The organism is Bacillus aquiflavi, assembly GCF_019915265.1.
In the GTDB taxonomy this organism is placed as follows: domain Bacteria; phylum Bacillota; class Bacilli; order Bacillales; family Cytobacillaceae; genus Bacillus_BT; species Bacillus_BT aquiflavi.
Genome location: NZ_CP082780.1, coordinates 1,804,576 through 1,819,675, shown reverse-complemented (window position 1 = coordinate 1,819,675; position 15,100 = coordinate 1,804,576). Strand labels below are relative to the sequence as shown.

Annotated in this window: 16 protein-coding genes and 3 pseudogenes; 7 read left to right on the top strand and 12 right to left on the bottom strand. The window is 35.0% G+C overall.

All coding sequences use genetic code 11. The features are described from left to right. Positions 1–12 precede the first annotated feature (12 nt). From K6959_RS08650 to K6959_RS08625, 6 genes and pseudogenes are all read left to right on the top strand, one after another. Complete coding sequence (locus K6959_RS08650; protein ID WP_262421981.1) at positions 13–1,632, top strand: 2-hydroxyglutaryl-CoA dehydratase; 1,620 nt, start codon at positions 13–15, stop codon at positions 1,630–1,632. A gap of 49 nt (positions 1,633–1,681) precedes the next feature. After that, positions 1,682–2,035, top strand: coding sequence for a hypothetical protein (locus tag K6959_RS08645; RefSeq protein ID WP_246234479.1), 354 nt, complete (start codon positions 1,682–1,684; stop codon positions 2,033–2,035). Further along, entirely contained in the window at positions 2,019–2,624 is a 606-nt protein-coding gene (locus tag K6959_RS08640) for an ABC-2 transporter permease (RefSeq protein WP_163239579.1), read from the top strand. The genes K6959_RS08645 and K6959_RS08640 overlap by 17 nt, the downstream gene beginning before the upstream one ends. A 779-nt stretch (positions 2,625–3,403) precedes the next feature. Beyond that, positions 3,404–3,550 (top strand): annotated as a pseudogene (locus K6959_RS19820) (hypothetical protein); the annotation flags it as partial. Between the two features lie 502 nt (positions 3,551–4,052). Then, positions 4,053–4,454 (top strand): nucleoside 2-deoxyribosyltransferase, encoded by a 402-nt coding sequence (locus K6959_RS08630; RefSeq protein ID WP_163239580.1) that lies wholly within the window; start codon positions 4,053–4,055, stop codon positions 4,452–4,454. A 26-nt stretch (positions 4,455–4,480) separates the two neighbouring features. Further along, positions 4,481–4,930 carry a GNAT family N-acetyltransferase gene (locus tag K6959_RS08625; RefSeq protein ID WP_218943881.1) on the top strand — a complete coding sequence of 150 codons (450 nt, stop codon included), beginning with the start codon at positions 4,481–4,483 and terminating at the stop codon, positions 4,928–4,930. Between the two features lie 734 nt (positions 4,931–5,664). On the opposite strand, the gene K6959_RS08620 is transcribed toward K6959_RS08625, so the two are convergent. Continuing rightward, positions 5,665–6,090, bottom strand: a complete 426-nt coding sequence (locus K6959_RS08620) for an SRPBCC family protein (RefSeq protein ID WP_163239581.1) — start codon at positions 6,088–6,090, stop codon at positions 5,665–5,667. A 283-nt stretch (positions 6,091–6,373) separates the two neighbouring features. On the opposite strand from K6959_RS08620, the gene K6959_RS08615 reads away from it, so the two are divergent. After that, positions 6,374–7,849 (top strand): alkaline phosphatase family protein, encoded by a 1,476-nt coding sequence (locus K6959_RS08615; RefSeq protein WP_223088188.1) that lies wholly within the window; start codon positions 6,374–6,376, stop codon positions 7,847–7,849. Between the two features lie 52 nt (positions 7,850–7,901). Here the strand turns inward: K6959_RS08615 and K6959_RS08610 are convergent, their stop codons facing one another. The 11 genes and pseudogenes from K6959_RS08610 to K6959_RS08560 all read right to left on the bottom strand — a co-directional run bounded on the left by K6959_RS08610 (position 7,902) and on the right by K6959_RS08560 (position 14,842). Beyond that, entirely contained in the window at positions 7,902–8,081 is a 180-nt protein-coding gene (locus tag K6959_RS08610) for a YezD family protein (protein ID WP_163239585.1), read from the bottom strand. A gap of 16 nt (positions 8,082–8,097) precedes the next feature. Beyond that, on the bottom strand, positions 8,098–8,658 hold the full coding sequence (locus K6959_RS08605) for an alpha/beta hydrolase (protein ID WP_316252539.1): 561 nt from the start codon (positions 8,656–8,658) through the stop codon (positions 8,098–8,100). 224 nt (positions 8,659–8,882) lie between these two features. Next, entirely contained in the window at positions 8,883–9,614 is a 732-nt protein-coding gene (locus K6959_RS08600) for an acyl-CoA dehydrogenase family protein (RefSeq protein WP_394373036.1), read from the bottom strand. A 38-nt stretch (positions 9,615–9,652) separates the two neighbouring features. After that, positions 9,653–10,039 (bottom strand): annotated as a pseudogene (locus K6959_RS08595) (LLM class flavin-dependent oxidoreductase); the annotation flags it as partial. Between the two features lie 37 nt (positions 10,040–10,076). Then, on the bottom strand, positions 10,077–10,919 hold the full coding sequence (locus K6959_RS08590; RefSeq protein WP_163239586.1) for a MetQ/NlpA family ABC transporter substrate-binding protein: 843 nt from the start codon (positions 10,917–10,919) through the stop codon (positions 10,077–10,079). A 16-nt stretch (positions 10,920–10,935) separates the two neighbouring features. Beyond that, positions 10,936–11,586, bottom strand: a complete 651-nt coding sequence (locus K6959_RS08585; protein WP_223088186.1) for a methionine ABC transporter permease — start codon at positions 11,584–11,586, stop codon at positions 10,936–10,938. Next, positions 11,576–12,607, bottom strand: a complete 1,032-nt coding sequence (locus K6959_RS08580) for a methionine ABC transporter ATP-binding protein (RefSeq protein WP_163239822.1) — start codon at positions 12,605–12,607, stop codon at positions 11,576–11,578. Before K6959_RS08580 ends, K6959_RS08585 begins: the two co-directional genes overlap by 11 nt. Positions 12,608–12,647: 40 nt before the next feature. Further along, positions 12,648–12,914 (bottom strand): annotated as a pseudogene (locus K6959_RS08575) (MetQ/NlpA family ABC transporter substrate-binding protein); the annotation flags it as partial. 18 nt (positions 12,915–12,932) lie between these two features. Then, positions 12,933–13,109, bottom strand: coding sequence for a hypothetical protein (locus K6959_RS08570; protein ID WP_163239591.1), 177 nt, complete (start codon positions 13,107–13,109; stop codon positions 12,933–12,935). A gap of 4 nt (positions 13,110–13,113) precedes the next feature. Next, positions 13,114–14,289: an amidohydrolase gene (locus K6959_RS08565; protein WP_223088184.1), complete on the bottom strand. Its 1,176-nt coding sequence runs from the start codon at positions 14,287–14,289 to the stop codon at positions 13,114–13,116. A gap of 34 nt (positions 14,290–14,323) precedes the next feature. Continuing rightward, positions 14,324–14,842, bottom strand: a complete 519-nt coding sequence (locus tag K6959_RS08560) for a GNAT family N-acetyltransferase (RefSeq protein WP_163239594.1) — start codon at positions 14,840–14,842, stop codon at positions 14,324–14,326. Between the last annotated feature and the right edge of the window lie 258 nt (positions 14,843–15,100).

The following is a 15,100-nucleotide window of genomic DNA, read 5'->3' as shown; positions in this document are numbered from 1 at the left end:
ATAAAAGTGAAAATGAAAAAAAAAAAGCAAACAAATGCTGTCCAGTTATTTGAGGATGAGTTAAATCGTTTTAGAGCGCAACAAGAAGAGTTACTAGGTTTAAACGAAACAAAGACACAATGGTTTGATCCTGTTCCAAGAAAATTTTTTTCCAAGGATAAAGATTCCACTACGATCCTTTTTGGCGGGCTAACAATGGCACACGATTATTTGATCGAAGGTGCGCTTGCTGGGTTAGGATATCGGGTAAAACATATGGAGTGCCCTGATACAGAGTCATTGCGTTTTGGGAAGGAATTTGGCAATCGGGGACAATGCAATCCGACTTATTTTACCGTTGGGAATTTAATTAAATACCTTACTCATTTAAGGGATGTAGGAGGTAAAACAAAAGAAGAAATTGTTCAAAATTATCTTTTTATGACGAGCGGTTCTTGCGGTCCATGCCGCTTTGGGACTTATGTAACTGAATACCGTAAGGCGCTTAGAGATGCTGGATTTGATGGGTTTCGTGTACTTCTTTTTCAGCAGCAGAGCGGTTTAAAGCAGGCTACAGGTGAAGAATCAGCTTTAAAGCTGGACAGCTCTTTTTTCCTTACGTTTTTAAAAGCCGTTCTAGTCGGAGATATTTTAAATGCTGTCGGTTATCGCATTAGACCTTATGAAGCAGTCGCTGGAGCAACAAATAAAGCTCTCGAGCGCTGTAAACAATATTTATATGAAACCTTTCAGAAGAGGAAGTCACTGCTCCATGCGCTTTACCGCTGTCGGAAGGAGCTTCGTACTGTCAAAATAGATCGAACGATTGTGAAACCAAAAGTGAGTATTATCGGGGAATTTTGGGCAATGACAACAGAGGGGGACGGCAACTATCGATTACAGCAGTTTTTAGAAGAGGAAGGAGCCGAAGTAGAAGTACAGTCAGTAACAGCCTGGATTTTATTTTTAATTTGGGAAGGGCGGCATGATACTAAGAAACGGCTGGCCTTACGCCGTAATGACACTGGTCGCCATGGCTTGGAAGGGAAAAACCCGCAGCTGCGCCTTCGGATGCTACAATTGGCAGATCGTATCATAAGAATAATGTTTCAAATGTATGCAAAAGCCATCGGGTTGAGCGATTATGAGCTGCCTAATATGGATGAAATCGCCAAAGTTGCCCACGAACACTATAACAACAATGTAAGAGGCGGAGAAGGGCATATGGAAGTCGGCAAGCTTATTCTTAACGTAATAAAACGAAAAGTGAACATGACAATTTCTGTAAAACCTTTTGGGTGCATGCCTTCATCTGGTGTATCTGACGGTGTTCAATCATTCATAACCGAAATTCATCCAGAAGCAATCTTTCTGCCGATTGAAACGACAGGGGATGGGGCAATAAACGTTTACAGCCGAATCCAAATGATGCTTTTTAAAGCAAAACAAGCTGCTCAAAAGGAGTTTGAAGAAGCGTTAATGAATAAAGGAGTGACAGTTGATAAGCTTCAATCGCTATGTACGACAAAATATTCTCATCGTCGCCACATCGCAGCAAGCACGGCAGCAAATGCTGTTTATAACATCTCTAGTTTGTCTAATAAGCTTTTATTAGCAAAAATAAAGAGAGAAAAGATGATGAAAACTATGTAAACAATTCAATTCAAGGACAAGGATGGAAAACACCTAAATAATTTTTGAGGTGTTTTTTTCCTTCTTATCAATATTCTTCTCAACACATATTACATCTGATTTAGAAAAGGTTGCAGATTTTATTACATTCATTAATGACGGTGAGATTCTTTTAAGTAAAACGAAAGATGAGCTTTTAGAGGAATATTGTATTGTCAAAGGAAATAAAGAAGCTTTGACTACGTCTCATCATAACAGCTTTATTGGCATTAAGGAAAACAATTACGGTTTTGAAGCGTTATCAAAAAATAAAAAAGAAGTAATGAAACAAATGGGGGATTCCGTTATAATCGAAAAGCCAACATTAGAAGATATTATGGTGTTTTCTATTAAAAGGAGCGATAATCGTGTATCATCTTATTAAAAAAGATATTTTAATGCAAAAGAGAACATTGAAATTATCAGTTTTATTAATTATTTTCTTTACAATTACCCTGTCAAGCATGGGATCTATAGGATTAACAGTGGGAATATTAGCAGTCACTTATCAATTAATTTTAGGTGCAAGCTCGTTAGAAGATAAAAATAATAGCGATATTATACTTAACAGTCTTCCAATTAAGAAAAATACAATTGTATTATCAAAGTATGTATCTATATATGTATTTACTGCATATGCAATTCTTTTATTTTATTCGATCTATTTTATTGTAAATATGTTAAATTTCCCTAATATCATTTTTTTTAATCCGATCGGGTTTATTGGTGGCATCGTTGCTGTTACATTGTTTTTTTCAATATCTTTCCCGTTAATTTTTAAGTATGGTTATATAAAATCAAAAATGGCAAACTTAATCTTATTTTTCGTACTCGCATTTGGAGGAATAATATTGACAAACATACTCCAAAACGACCAAGTGACTTTCGGGCAAAATATAATCTTGTTTTTTAACAAGCAATCAACTTTCGAAATTTCATTGGTCTTAAATGAAGCTAAGCCTAATTTGTCATAATTAGGCTTTTATAATTTCATACAATTAAAAATTATTGTTAGTTTAAGGATATAACTGTTAAACTAAAACAAACAAATCATCGTAAAACATACTTGTTGTTTTAAGTTAATTTGATCATCTTTTTTAACACTTTCAGAATGAAACTTATAACAGTGGATAGAAGGAAAGAATCTAAAAATCTTAATGAATCAAGGTACCATTGAATTTTTCAAGAAAGGATGAGTAAAAATGACAAAGAAGTTAACACTTCCCCTAAACCATTTCTTCGACACATGAACCTACCCAGCATCCGAACTTTTTTTCTAATAAATTTGTAAGGTGTGAAAGAATGAAAGAATAGAATCTTAAATTAATGATATTACTAGCGAGTTTAGACCCAATAGAAGGGATTTAATGGTATTTGGCATGAGCAATAACTTCTCTTGAACGGTTTATTGAAATGTTTAGAATTTCAGATAAGCGTTTCGGAGATATTTCAGATAAGTGACTTTGTTTAATTTTATTTCTTCTCAGTTCCTTTCAGAAAAACTTAATAATTTACAAGACTAGAGAAAAGTTGAAAATTTTTATGAAGAGTAGACTTCGAACAGGATGATAAAAAAGGGAGTCTATCAAATACAACTTAATTGAAAAAATATAAATACTACATATTAGCAAAACTATGATGATATAAATTCAATTAGATTTTTAGTTGCTTCGATCATCTTTTTTAACACCTTCAGAATGTAACTTATAACAGTTATACTAAAACTGAATTTCTCGAACTTGTCCGACTAGATCAAGCTGCTTTTGGAGATAAAAGAAGCCGTTTCCTTCATAATAGAATACAACAAGCAGAACAATGTATCGTGGCAAAAGATCATAAAGGAAAAATAACTGGTTATGGAAAACGGAGTGTGAAGGCATTAAAGCTCTTTGGAAAATAGAAAATCATAATAAATTATCCGAAGCCTATGACTTTAAATCTTTAAACGAAAGGTTTAGTATCGTTCTTGACGGTGCTTTCATGACTCATTTAGAAGAAATTAAATCCAATCTTCGCAGAGGACGGATTTAGTTTTATGGATTGCAATATTAGTAGCATAAAAATATAATTGACAAAATTCTTTCTTTTAAATAAAGTTTGAAAAATATGTTATAAGTACGTGGGATTGTACTAAAACTAAAACGGGCAGGTTTGTGCAATAAATCCGATGTTTTTATGATATGAAGATATTCCTTTTAAAGAGTTCGATTGCGAAAAATTGGACAATTAAAGAAATGATAGATAGAACGTATGAAATATATACTCTAGAACAAGAAAGTGGAATGGGGAGCCTTAGCTATTACAATTAAATATTAAATATTAAAGTCGATTTTCAAATCTAAGATGGCGTATCTAAAACTAAAAAGTTAAACTAAAATATTCTATCATAGGCGGAGGATTGAATGAGTAAATTTTATGTCGCATCGAGCTTTCAGGACAAAGAAACAGTTCGTTATGTTAACCAATATTTGAAAGATAAGGGTTTCACACATACATATGATTGGACTCAAAATGAAAGAGCATCGACTTTTGAAAATCTAAAAAGTATTGGACATCAAGAAAGAAATGCTGTATTAGAATCAGATTTTATAATTGTTATATTACCAGCAGGAAAGGGAAGTCATATTAAGCTTGGGATTGCTCTAGGACAAGGAAAAAAGATTTATCTATATTCACCTGATGGGGAAGTGAATAACTTTGATACGACAAGCACATTCTATCATCTACCTGAAGTAAGTAAAAGTTTTGGGACCATTGAAAACTTATTAGAGAAAGTCACGGCAATTGAATACGACTATAACTAAATGGGTGCTAAGAAAGGAGAGGTATCTTGGATATTAAATACTTTGTCTATGACACCATCCCAAATAAAAAAATATTAGATGGTATAGTGAATCTTTACAGTGATGTATTTGATGGTAGTGCTGAAGATTTGCTAATCAAAATGAAAGATAAACCCAAATTATTGTTTAATATTGCATTATACGGTCAAAAAATCGTTGGATTTAAGATTGGATATGAACTTGATAATAATAAATTTTATAGTTGGTTAGGCGGAGTGGATCCTGATTATAGAAAACGTGGAATTGCTCTAACTTTAATCGAACAACAACATGAATATTTAAGAAAAAATGGCTATAAAGTTGTCCAAACAAAAACAATGAATAAATGGCGGAATATGTTGATACTAAACATAAGAAATGGATTTAATATTATTGAAACTTATACCGATGATAATGGATTGCAAAAAATAGTCCTTGAAAAAGCATTACTCAATTAACTGGTTCAAGAGTACAACGAAGCGTTCTTGGAGTACAATTAGAAAATTAAGAATTACAATGATGAGAGATTTTTAGTTTAGACTTTCTAGTCTTTGAACAAAGGAAGGATTGACTTTTTTTTAGTTTTATACGATTTAGTTTTTGTAGTTTACATAATATATATTATCGGAAGTTAATGTTCAAAAAATATAACTTGTCTCATTATATGAGTATACTCAATTTATTGAGACAAAAGAAAAAAATACTAACAGCTATCTTCATAGTAATTAATACTATTACATTTTGGCTTTTTTATTTGATTTCAAGTAACAACACTTTTATTTTTTAAACGCTATTTTTCATTTTCAGTTAGTTTTTGTTGTGATGTGTATGATATTCTCTTTGAAGTTACGCATCCCCTTCCTAATATTTCCTTATAGATTTAAATTTTCACCTAATTTATTTCATAACTATGTTTATTTCCATTATACGTTTATAAAGGTAGAGATTAGATAACCAATCGATCGACCGTTTACGACTATTGTAGATAAGGTTTGTGTTTTAGATGATTAATGAAGATCATCCATAAACAAATCTACAATTGAATGACTATAGCTGGTATTAGACCAGAATTAACCTGCCTTTATGAATGAGTACACTTAACGTTGCAAAACAAAGCTGTTACATTAAAAAAGACGATTTCTTAAGATAAGATCGTCTTTTTTAATGTAAAGGATGATAACCTTTACTCAATTTAACCCCCGATATATGCAGGAAGCTTCTCTTTAATCAACTTCTCCCATCCGCCTTCCATAATACTGCGTACAACAGGGTGAGGTTGTCCAAACTCGGTGACCTTTTCTGTATCCCAGCCGGAATGTATGAGTGTGAATTCTGTTTTTTGATCTTCTAACTTTTTCAATTCAAAAGTAAGATGCCAGTCTTTACCCCAGTTAAAAACAACTAGATTTGGAGAATTGATTTCCGTTACTTTACAGGGTGAATCACCAAATTGAGCTGCATGAAGTATGAACTCACGTCCTATAATCGGTTCAAAATTATTTGGCATCCACCATGAAGCAATACCTTCTGATGTTGCAGCGGCTTTCCATACTTTCTCAATTGGAGCATTAAGTACAATCGTTTTCCGTATATCCGGTAAATTTTTCTTTGTTTCCATAACTGTGCCTCCTCTAAACATTTATATAACATGACATTTAGTGTCAGGGAGAATAAATTTTACTTTAACAATAAATAAAGATTTGTCAACGTAAAATTTGTATGTATTTAGTTTACATAATAATATTATTGAATACTAGTGTTTTTAAATTGTTTTCCTTATGGTTGCCCTTCTTTATGTAATTATTGTTTTTTGTATTACTAAAATTCCTCTAAATGGTTAAAAATAGACATAATGATTCAACGAAGGTTTCATTTTATGAAGAAACGGATGGGTTTTAAAAATGAAAAATGATCAGAAAAAACATGTCATTATGCTTGTAATTGATTCGTTAATGAATGCACCTTTACAACAGGCAGTAAATCATGGACATGCGCCTGCACTAAAGTTTTTTATTGAACACGGTAAGCTTTATCCAGCTGTTGTTAGTTCTTTTCCAACGATGTCGGTTAATATTGATAGTACGTTATTAACTGGGACATATGGGGATATCCATCGACTTCCTGGATTAGTATGGTTCAGTAAAGAAGAAAATCGCTTAATTAATTACGGGAGTCATGTAAGGGAACTTTTAAAGCTAGGTCTTACACGTTCAGTTAAAGATATTCTGATTCATTTAAACAACGATCATTTAGGCAAAAACGTAAAAACAATTCATGAAGAGCTAGCTCATCTCGGAAAACAATCTGCTTCTATTAATACACTTATGTATCGTGGAAATGATCAATATCAATTAAAGCTGCCTAAACTGTTTACATTATTTAAATCATTTAATATCAACTGGCCGACAAATGGGCCGTCGTTATTTACTTATGGAGCTTTATCTCAGTTTAGTCAACTAAAACGAAATAATCATTTTTGGCAAAAGTATGGTTTTAACGATGCGTTTTCAGTTCAAGAATTGAACTATCTTATTCATAACGACTTACTTCCCGAATTTACAATTGTCTACTTGCCTAATCTTGATAAAGATGTTCATAAAAACGGGCCACTATATATAAAAGGTGTGAATAAAGTTGACCGGCAACTTCAAAAAATATTGAATACTTATCCTTCTTGGAAGGAAGCATTAACAGAAAACATTTGGATTATTATGGGTGACAGCGGTCAAGCACCGATTCATGCTGTGCGGAAAAAAGCTTTAATAGATTTGAGAAGATTACTTCATTCTTACCGAATAATGAAATTAAAGGATGGAGTAAAGAAAGAGGATGAAATTGTTCTTGGTGTAAATGAACGAATGGCGTTTATTTACTCATTAAATCCGTCACAATTACCATTACAAAAGATCGCAAAGGTTTTACAAAAGGATAAGAGGATTGATATGATCGCTTGGAAGGAGACAGATTTTGTTCACGTCATATCTAGTGTAAAAGCTGGACGACTTAACTTCAAGCCGGAAGGAAAATACAAAGATCAATACGAGCAATCGTGGAGTATAACAGGAGAAGCAAGTATTTTAGATTTATTAATTAGAAACAATGAGGTTAAGTATAATCGCTATCCTGATGCGTTAGCAAGATTATATAGCGCAGTTATTTCCCATGAAGGAAGTTATCTTGTTTTAAGTGCAAAGCCTGGGTTTGAATTTATCGGTGAAGGCTCGCCTACTAATGTTGGCGGTGCAAGCCATGGAGGTTTGCATAAACAGGATTCACTCGTGCCTATGATTGTAACAGGCACTCATTCTTCACCTAAATATTCACGCATTGTCGATTTAAAAGCTTGGCTTTTAACATTAATAAATGAACAAGTATGAAAAACGTGTAAGGAGAAAAAAGTATCTTCTTTTTCCCTACACGTTAAATGTATTAACCATACTTGAGAGAGTTTTTTAGTTCTCGTTTTTTATTGATTGTAAAACGCATTTTCGTAGTGCTGTCAACTTGAGTAATCTGTCCGTCATGTACTGTGATCACTAATGAACCATATTCTAATTCATTGAGCAAGTCTAAAATATATTTAATTTTTTCTTGATCTTGCTCTCTCATTTAAGCATTCTCCTTTCTAAACTATTGTGTTTAAACTTAAAGTTTGCTGACAAATAAATTGATGACTATCTTTAACAATTTGTTGTTTGTCGTTATCCATTGAAGCAACATGAAACGAATGATGAAGAACAACGACTTTCTTTTCAATTGAAGCAATTTGTTCGATGATAGCATCACTGTTTTCAGGAGGAACGACATGGTCCTCTTTTGATTTAAAACAAAGTACTGGGCAAGTGATGCTCGGCAACAAAGTTCTTGTTTGTTTCATTAATTTTTGCAGTTCGTAAATAGCGCTTAGTGGAACTTTATCGTAGGTAATTTCATAAACTCCCTTTTTATTTATATCGGGTTTGCTTTCATTAATATAGGGCTTGTTTGTTTTTTCTTTTATTAGATGCTCGTATTTCGGGATTGATAAAGCGGGATTAATTAAAATAATTCCGGCAATATCTTTATATTTATTAGCAAGCATAAGCGCTAACGTTCCACCCATTGACTGGCCAACAATGAAAATATAAGTACACTGCTGCTTTAATGCTATATATGCCTTTTCTACAGTTGTAAACCAGCTGAGCAAGTTTCACTCCTAAAAAGCTCATACTTTGGGGAGTGCCGATAAAACCATGTATGATGAGAACCCCAATCTCGTTTCCTGGAAAAGAAAATGATTCTGCACCTTTGATTACTTTATGCTTTTCTTTCATCTCCAATTCCCTCCCTTCTTGTGCTATTTGAAAGTTTGCCGTTCATGTTTATATGAAACTGGTAAAATTTAAAATCTTTTATCCATATTTAATACCATTATTTCATATATGTCAAGTCGGAATTAATATTTGTTAATGCTGATTTTGCAAGCTGATGAATAATCATATCATCTTGAGGCGGATTAAATGGACCGCATTGCACGTCGCGAAATAGCCTTTCTAACTTATAACTTTTTAATAATCCATGGCCGCCAGCGATCCGCATTGCTAATTCAACAATTTTAATCGCGTTGTTACATACAAAGTATTTAGCAATACTCACTTCATCTGAAAAACAATGTTTAAATTCTGAGTGCTGCTCCCATTTTTCTGCAATGGCATATAAAATCGTTCGAGAGGATTTTAATAAAAATTCGATTTGACCGAGTTTTTCTTGAACGTGAGAAGCATGACAGATTGGAGCGCCCAGACTATTAGAATATTCAGATGTTGCAAAATCTAAAATAAATTGGCGCGCCGAATGGGCAATTCCTAAATATACAGCAGGAATTAGGAGAGAATAAGCCCGGCTGTCCGCAGTAAAACGATGATGATCATTTTGATCAAGTCGTGACAATAATGCCTCTTCTGGGACGAACACATGATTGAGCTCGATATCGTGGCTTCCAGTTCCCCTCATACCGATTGAATTCCAAGTTTCAATTATTTTCACTTGCTCATTTTTTATAATTAAAAATTCAGCTATCGTATCTTCATCCTCTAAATATGCATTAATTGTAAAATGATGAAGGACTGGTGCAAGAGTAGCAAATGCTTTACGCCCTGTAATAATGTAGCCATCTTTCGCACGTTTTGCAACCGTTGCGGGGTAGCACCAGTTGCATCTCCTGTCGTGACTACATTCCAGCCAGCCCGGCCATTGCTTATATGATCGACAGAGGCAAACTGCCTAGCAATTATATAAGGCTCACTATATGATGTTGAAGCCGTTGCTACTACACCAATTTTAACCGTTGCCCTTGCAAGAGCCGTAATTAAAATAGCTGGATCAAATCGGTTCAAAATATTCGGATGGGACTCTGCATTAATCGCTAAACTATCAGCAATAAAAGCGATATCAAACTTTCCTTTTTCGGCAATTTTGGCTAGTTTTATATAATGTTCTACATCGATACTTGCGCTTGGCTCTGACTCGGGATGACGCCAAGAAGCGACATGCATTCCTGTTCCAATTAAATACGCAGCTAATATCATTTGTTTTTTCTTCTTCAATCCTGCTCCTCCTATACGATTAATTTTTAAAAGTTTCCTTGAATGAGTTTAATTCCTCTAAAGGAATAAATATAGGAATATAGTTTCCGTTATATGTTTTCTTCATGAAATTTTCAACCTCTTCTGTCTGATATAGCTCAACAAGCTTTTTCAGCTCTTTCCGATGTTGATCTTCCTTACGTGCAGCAATGACATTAATATAAGGCTTTGCCGTTTTGCTTTCATGTATGATCGCATCTTTAAGTAATAAACCAGCTTCTACGGCAACACCATTGTTAATAATTGAAGCATCAACATCCTCCATCACCCTCGGAGTCGTTGCTCCATCGACTGGGACGATGTGAATATTTTTTGGATTGTCTTTTATCTTATCTTCCCCTCCATTACCGTCAAAGTCGTCGACGACTTTAATTAACCCTGCTTCTTGTAGAAGTAATAAAGCTCGACCCCAGTTTGTTGTATCATTTGGTACAGCAATCTTTGCATTATTTGGAATGTCATCAATTGACTTAATTTTCGTTGAATAAAGTCCTAATGGAGCAATAAGCGTCGTACCAATTGGGACGATATCAGCGCCATTTTTTTCATTAAAGCTTGTTAAATAGGCAATATGTTGAAAAGCATTCACATCTATATCTCCTTCAAGCAGCACTTGATTAGGATCAACTGAAGCGTTAAAATTTACAATTTCAATCTCTAGTCCTTCTTTAAGTGCTTTTTCCTTAATAAATTCCCACGTGCGAAGCTCTGAACTTCTTATTCCAACTTTCACTTTCTTCGTATCCCCTTCTACAGACTTGCCACAACCGATTAAACTCAAAGTTAACATTATAATTAAAAAAGAAAACGAACATTTTTTCATTGCGAAGCCCTCCGTGTTATTTTCTTCTCATTTTCCGTTCAAGGAAATTTCCGAGCATTTGCACGCATTGAACGAGTAAAACAAGAATGACAACTGTAACGATAATCGTCAGCGTGCTAAACCGCTGATATCCATACGTAATAGCCAAATCTCCAAGACCACCGCCGCCAACAGCTCCTGCCATCGCTGTTGCACCGATTAATCCAATTGTTGCCGTTGTAATACTGAGAACAATCGAAGCAAATGCTTCTGGAAACAAAAAGCGAAACATTTTTTGAAACGGGGTAGCCCCCATCGCTTGAGCACTTTCAATAATTCCTTTATCAACCTCAAGTAGCGAATTTTCAATTAGACGTGAAATATAAGGACCGATATGAAGAACGAGAGGAACAATTGCTGCTGTAGTTCCAATTGATGTTCCGACAATAAACCGAGTAAACGGAATAATCGCTACAAGTAAAATAATGAAAGGAATGGAACGAAAAATATTGACGATCGGATTCAAAATTGAAAAGATATATTTATTTTCAAGAATATGCCCTTTGCGAGTAACGACTAGCAAAACTCCAAGCAATAGACCGATGATCGATCCAAAAATTAGTGAAATACTTACCATGTAAAGTGTTTCCCATACCGATTGCAAAATAAGCTCTACACTAACTTCCATCATTAACCACCTCGACCGCGATTCCATTTTGCTTTATAATATATTCATAGGCTCGGACAATCTCCGCTTCATCTCCTTGCAGTTCAACAGTTAAACTGCCGAACGGAACTCCTCGCAAATCGGTAATATTTCCGAAAAGGATATTGACGTCTACTGCAAATGTTTTTGCCACTTGTGAGAAAATCGGTTTACTAGAGCATTCCCCTATAAATTTAACGTGATAAAGTCTACTATTCTTCCCATTTGTATTCGTGTTATTCAAAACACTTTGAAGAATCTCATTTTTTATGACTGAATGGACAAAGTTTTTTGCAGTTTCAGTTTTAGGGTTTGAAAATAGATCGATAATCGAGCTGGCTTCTATTACTTGACCGCTTTCCATGACGGCAACACGATTGCATATTTGTTTGATAACCTCCATTTCATGTGTAATCATTAAAATCGTAATCTCGTATTCTTTATTAATTTTTTTTAAAAGCTGTAAAATAGACGTCGTTGTTTCCGGATCTAAAGCTGAAGTTGCCTCATCACATAAAAGAATGGACGGGTTTGCAGCAAGGGCACGAGCGATCCCTACCCGTTGTTTTTGTCCTCCAGACAGTTGGTTTGGATAGTTTTTCGCTTTATCGGCTAAACCAACAAATGTTAATAACTGTTGAACTCGTTTTTTAATCGTATTTTTCGGTGTTTTGCTTAACAAAAGCGGCATAGCCACGTTATCGAATACAGTTTTCGTCGAAAGTAAGTTAAAATGTTGAAAAATCATCCCGATATTTTTCTTCGCCTTTTGTAGCTCTTTTTTTGATAAATTTGCTAAATTTTGACCATCGACAACAACTCTCCCAGAAGTCGGCTTTTCAAGTAAGTTGACGGTTCTAATTAAGGTGCTTTTTCCAGCACCGCTAAAGCCAATTACACCAAAGATATCTCCTTTTTCTACTGTTAAATTAATATCTTTTAACGCTTCCACCTTTCGACCATTATTTTCAAACACCTTTGACACATGTTGAAATTCAATCAAATTGTTTCCCCAGCCTTTATTTAAATTTGGTATAAAATAGTCAAAACGCCGGAACAACCGCTCCATCATATGGCTCTTCAATAAATTCTCTTCCATTTTCACTCGTTAACGCTTTCGCTAGTTTTTGGATTGCATGAGAGTTTTTACTGTCAGAACGTGAAACTAAAATATTTACATATGGAGATTGATCGTTTTCAATGATAAGTGCGTCTTCTTTCGGATTAAGACCCGCTTCTAAACAATAGTTTGTATTGATGATTGATAGCTCGACATCATCTAACGCACGAGTAAGCAGTGGTCCATCTACGGGATAAACTTAAATTTTTTATCCTTCCTCTTTAAGAATAGGCTTAATAAACTCGAGAATTGTTGAGGATGCTCCAACCTTTAAAGTAGTTTCAGCTTCTTTATCATCGTTTGATGTCACGCTAGAACCATTACCGCATCCGGATAAAATAATGAATCCGATGAGCAGCAAAGAGAAAAGTCTCTGTTTTTCCACGTTCTCACTCCATTCCGTCGTCATCACTTGAAACATTAAATTCAGTTAAAGTACTTACTGCTACTTTTTTTAGATAATGAGCACTAATTGATAAAGCCCGTTCATCAAGGGTGAACGCTGGATGGTGCCATTCTTTTGTTCCCGATGTTCCCATAAATACAAACGAACTAGGAACTTCTTTTTGGTAAAAGGCAAAGTCTTCCCCTGCCATTGATGGAATAGGATCAACAACTTTCAACTTTAATTTTTCTGCTGTTTTGATCGCTAGCTTAGTCAGTTTTTCATCATTATTAACTGGAGGAGGACCTGGATACCAGCGAAGAACAGCTCGCGCTCCATGTGCTACTGCCACCCCTTCAATAATTTGCTTCATAAGCCCTGGTATTTTTTCACGAATGTCTTCTTGAAACGTGCGTACTGTTCCTTCGAGATGTGCACTATTAGAAATTACGTTCCATGTATGTCCAGATCTGATTTGAGCAACACTGATGACAACGTTGTGAAACGGGCTTAATTTCCTGCTCACAATTGTTTGTAGTGCCATAATCATTTCGGAAGCTGTCACAATCGGATCAATCCCTGCATGAGGAACCGCTGCATGTGTCCCAATCCCTTCAATTTTAATTTCAAAATGGTCAACACTTGCCATTAGAGCCCCTGATTTAATCCCGACTGTTCCGACTGGCAAATCCGGTTTGTTGTGTAAACCTAAAATAGCTGAGACATTTTTTAAAGCTCCTGATGCTAATACTTTTAAAGCCCCTCCGCCGATTTCTTCAGCAGGTTGAAAAATAAATCGGACCGTTCCCTTTAAGTCACATTCCTTTTGTTTCAATAAATACGCCGCGCCTATTAAAGCAGCTGTATGATAATCATGTCCGCAAGCGTGCATCTTACCATGGATCTTTGATGCAAAAGATAGCCCTGTCTCCTCAGTAATCGGAAGAGCATCAATATCAGCACGGACAGCAACAATCGGTGCTTTCTTTTTTCCGGATATTTCTGCTATTACCCCTGTTTTTAAGCTTGATTCGACTATTTCAATTCCGACTTCCTCAAGCCAGCTTTTTTGATCGTTTGTTGTTTCAAATTCTTCATTAGATAACTCTGGATATTGATGAAGTTTACGGCGAATACTCACCAGCTTTTTTTCTAAATTAGGTAAAAATAATTCCCCCATGATCTCTTCCCCCTCCTGTTTGAATCAGTATTTTTTATTCTTTTATAAGTTGCTGTTGTATAGCCTTCGGGCGAAGAACCTTTTTAAGATAAACAACTTTTCCATCTTTGCCAAAATCCTTTTCAAAAGCCCGTTCATACCCTTTTCGCTCATACATTGCTACAAGCCACGGGTGACGATCAGATGTCGCCAATGAAACTGCTGGAGCTTTAAGATTATCCCTAATGTATAGTTCCGTCCATGCTAATAATTTCGAACCGAAGCCTTGCTTTCCCCAACCTGGATCTACAGCGAACCACCAAATATAAGGAATATCCAGCTTGACTGAGTTGTCTCCCCAAGGGAACTGAATCGTAATTGTTGCAACAAGTTCTCCATCCACCTCCAATAAATAACAAGCGTTTTTATCAATATTTTGTTGCACTAAATCAATATTTGCGGTTGCTGCTGGAAATTTCAAATCAAGCTCGCGAATTGGTTCATAAGCTCTCAATGTTAGCTGTAAAAGATTTTCTGCATCGTTTAAAGTTGCTAACCGGTAATTTTCTGCCATTTTATATTCTCCCCACCAATCGTTTTGATTGCTGCCATGATCCTTGCGAATGCATGAACGTAATTTGTGTTTGTTTACTCTTTTTCTAGTAATGTCTTTTTTCTCCGATTTGAATGTTATGAATGAAAATGTTACGATTTTGCTACATCGACAAACATGTTTTTCTATTTAGCTTTCGCTATCTTATTCCCCCTTTAAAATGGAACAAAAAAGGCCCCTGCATTTTACAGGTGCCTATGGTTGACCATTCAGCTTTTT

What these genes read in the sequence shown, in the direction of transcription:
- K6959_RS08650 (WP_262421981.1), top strand. Translation starts at nt 13, where the DNA reads ATGAAAAAAAAAAAGCAAACAAATGCTGTCCAGTTATTTGAGGATGAG.
- K6959_RS08630 (WP_163239580.1), top strand. Translation starts at nt 4,053, where the DNA reads ATGAGTAAATTTTATGTCGCATCGAGCTTTCAGGACAAAGAAACAGTT.
- K6959_RS08620 (WP_163239581.1), bottom strand. Translation starts at nt 6,090, where the DNA reads ATGGAAACAAAGAAAAATTTACCGGATATACGGAAAACGATTGTACTT.
- K6959_RS08615 (WP_223088188.1), top strand. Translation starts at nt 6,374, where the DNA reads ATGAAAAATGATCAGAAAAAACATGTCATTATGCTTGTAATTGATTCG.
- K6959_RS08610 (WP_163239585.1), bottom strand. Translation starts at nt 8,081, where the DNA reads ATGAGAGAGCAAGATCAAGAAAAAATTAAATATATTTTAGACTTGCTC.
- K6959_RS08590 (WP_163239586.1), bottom strand. Translation starts at nt 10,919, where the DNA reads ATGAAAAAATGTTCGTTTTCTTTTTTAATTATAATGTTAACTTTGAGT.
- K6959_RS08585 (WP_223088186.1), bottom strand. Translation starts at nt 11,586, where the DNA reads ATGGAAGTTAGTGTAGAGCTTATTTTGCAATCGGTATGGGAAACACTT.
- K6959_RS08565 (WP_223088184.1), bottom strand. Translation starts at nt 14,289, where the DNA reads ATGGGGGAATTATTTTTACCTAATTTAGAAAAAAAGCTGGTGAGTATT.
- K6959_RS08560 (WP_163239594.1), bottom strand. Translation starts at nt 14,842, where the DNA reads ATGGCAGAAAATTACCGGTTAGCAACTTTAAACGATGCAGAAAATCTT.